Annotated in this window: 3 protein-coding genes; all 3 read right to left on the bottom strand. The window is 40.9% G+C overall.

Annotated elements, in window-relative coordinates; translation table 11 throughout:
• Positions 1 to 467, bottom strand: a 467-nt coding sequence (locus QRD02_RS14190) for a basic helix-loop-helix domain-containing protein (protein ID WP_290255620.1), incomplete at its 3' end; no start/stop codon positions are given.
• Between the two features lie 85 nt (positions 468 to 552).
• Complete coding sequence (locus QRD02_RS14185) at positions 553 to 1,407, bottom strand: tyrosine-type recombinase/integrase (RefSeq protein ID WP_435373048.1); 855 nt, start codon at positions 1,405 to 1,407, stop codon at positions 553 to 555.
• A gap of 253 nt (positions 1,408 to 1,660) precedes the next feature.
• A complete protein-coding gene (locus QRD02_RS14180) occupies positions 1,661 to 2,317 on the bottom strand; it encodes a hypothetical protein (RefSeq protein ID WP_290255618.1) in 657 nt (218 codons plus the stop codon).
• Between the last annotated feature and the right edge of the window lie 471 nt (positions 2,318 to 2,788).

Raw genomic sequence — 2,788 nt, 5'->3', positions numbered from 1 at the left:
ATCCATAATCCAACATCGGCGAGACAAGTCCGCTCAATTTTTAGTTCTTTATTAATTTCCAAATTCGGGTTTATTTGAGAGCTTTCCGTATTGAAGATATGGGAGTGTTTTTTTGATTGAACGTGTTGACAGTAAAAGAGCAAAGTCCGAACGATATTTACGTCAGTTATTTTTTCATTTTCAATCAATAATTCAGAACCCTTTTGTGATTTAAAGTTGTGATTTACTTTTTTAAGTTTTGCAACTGTTATGTATTGTTCAAAATAAGTAATCGGTTGGGTTGTGAATTTTTTTTCGGGCAAATAACCAAGGTTTATTTTCTCGGCACATTCAATTATCATTTCTATGTAGAAGTTATCATATTCAAAAATATAGAATATTGGTTCCAACCATATTCTTTTGGGCGAATTAGATTTTAAGAACTCTATTAATTTTAGTTCCTTTTCGGAAAATAAATACTCTTTCATTAATTATCCGCAATTTTTTTCAAATGTGTGGTAACATGTGTATATACGACATGCCTATTGCTGCTATATCGCACATGTGCGCATGTCATTTGGTTTGTTCCTTTCCAAATGTAACCGTTTCATATAAACTATCCAAAGGGCTCTTTAAAGTTTTGTTGTTTATACCCAGGACCCGGGTATAGATCTCAGTGGTCTTGGTGCTGGCGTGGCCCAAAGCGCTCTGTATGTAACGTATGTTTACACCTCGCTCCATTAGGTGGGTAGCAAAACTGTGGCGAAGGGTATGGGGCGTGCTCCAAGGGTTGGAATGCGTAGCTTTTGCGGCACATCTAAAAATACTTTGTATGCTCTTGGCGCTATACTGCCCGCCATCCTGCCCTTCAAATAGCCAATAGGCAGGCTTATATGCCTTATAATACTCGCGTAACAAAGAAAGCAGCATAGGGCTAAGAACCGTATGCCGGTCCCGTTTGCCCTTGCTGTCCTTTATAAAAATATACCCATCCTCACTGCGAATATCCTTTATGCGAAGGCGTATCACTTCGCCCACTCGCAGGCCGCCACCATATATGGTGTGCAGTATGGCCCGGTGCTTAAGGTTAGTGGGGTGGTTCAGTATTTTCCGAACCTCTTCCACGCTCAGCACATTTGGCAGATCCTTGCTCTTCCTTGGCCGAGTAATGGTGTAGTACTCCCGCGGCATCGCCAAAGTATGTTCATAATAACATTTGATGGCGTTAATAACAAGATTCTGCTTCTGTTCGCCAATGCGGTGCTTGCTTATTAAATGGAACACATAGCCCTCAATCTGATCCTTTGTTATGGTACGCAGATCAGCCGTTTCAAAATATTTGAAAAAGTGGAGCAGGCTGTGTTGGTAATTGCGTATGGTGGCAGGACTAAAGCCCTTTAGAGCCATCTTTTGGTAGTTGGCATCCACAAATTCACAAATTCACAAAATCACAATCCCCCCTTCGAAGGGGGCAAGGGGGATGTCGTCCGCTGAACGAACAAGAACTGTCCAATTTCAGAAGAAACAAATTCAAACAGACAAACTCACAAACAAACAAAAACAACAAATCAAAATCCCCCCTTCGAAGGGGGCAAGGGGGATGTCCCCGCTGAACGGAAAAGAGCGGTCCAATTTCAATGCGAAAAAAGGAGCAAACTAACAAACTGACAAACTCACAGATTCAAAAATTAAAAACCCCCAAGACCTCAATTCCCACGGCATCCTGTCCCAAACATTCATATTCTTCCTCTCCCAGGATCTCCAAAAAACGCAACCCAACTATCGGAATATAATGATTACCATCTTTTTTGCTGATTTTCTCTTGCAGCTTCAACTCCAGTTGCTCCGCTTTTTCTGTCTTTGATCTTCGGATGGGGGCAGCTTCATAAGTGGTAAACAAATTCAACGCTGGCTCGTAAGCCAGTACCAAATAAAGAAGCTCAAAATCAGTAGCACCTTTCGGAAATTTTGCAGATGATGAATCAAAATCCTTCCAGAGCAAACAAAAGTTTTTAACATCTATAATTGGGTTTCCGAACTTCTGCCTAATGCCAGCTTTTGGGGTAAATATGAATTCTCGAAGCAACAATTTTCCTTTTTGCGACTTCAAACCTTCCCCTACATTGCACGAGCCTTTCTCTGAAGTGCGGTCCAATGCCTTTATCTTCGAAAACAACTGCATTAGCCGTTGGTGCAACTTCCCATTATTCAAATGCTTTAATATGGGCAGTAATGCAATTTTAAATTCCTTTACAAATAAACTGCAAAGAGCAAATTCTTCAGAGTTTTTAAATATTTTTGGATTGTTTTTGTTATTTTCGTAAGTGAATCCTCCCATAACTGAACTTGTTAGTTTTTAGAACAATTTAGAAACATTTTCCTAAAAAAACAAGTTTATCAAGCCGACTCCATGCCGACTGATAGCCGACACATGCCGACTCCATGCCGACTCCATGCCGACTTCATGCCGACTGCCCTCCATAGATACCCCCTATATACTCCCTACACACCCCGTGTATACTCAATATTCATCCTATAAACTGATTATACAACCATTTAGCAATAATAAAGAATCAAGCTCAAAACTTCACAACTCCCAGATGCACTATAACAACAAATCAAAATCCCCCTTCGAAGGGGGCTAGGGGGATGTCACGCGCTGAGCGGACAAGAGCAATCCAATTTGGGAGTGAAAAAGGGTACAAATTCACAATCCCCCTTCGAAGGGGGCAAGGGGGATGTCCCCCGTTGAACAAACAAGAACTGTCCAATTTCAAAAGAAACAAAAGGAAACAGTCAAACTCACAAA

Source organism: Aequorivita aurantiaca (assembly GCF_030410135.1).
Lineage (GTDB): Bacteria > Bacteroidota > Bacteroidia > Flavobacteriales > Flavobacteriaceae > Aequorivita > Aequorivita aurantiaca.
Note: the sequence above shows the minus strand (reverse complement) of the source record. Positions and strands in the feature narration are given on the sequence as shown.

Coding starts and splice junctions, on each gene's coding strand:
- QRD02_RS14180 (WP_290255618.1), bottom strand. CDS start 2,317: ATGGGAGGATTCACTTACGAAAATAACAAAAACAATCCAAAAATATTT.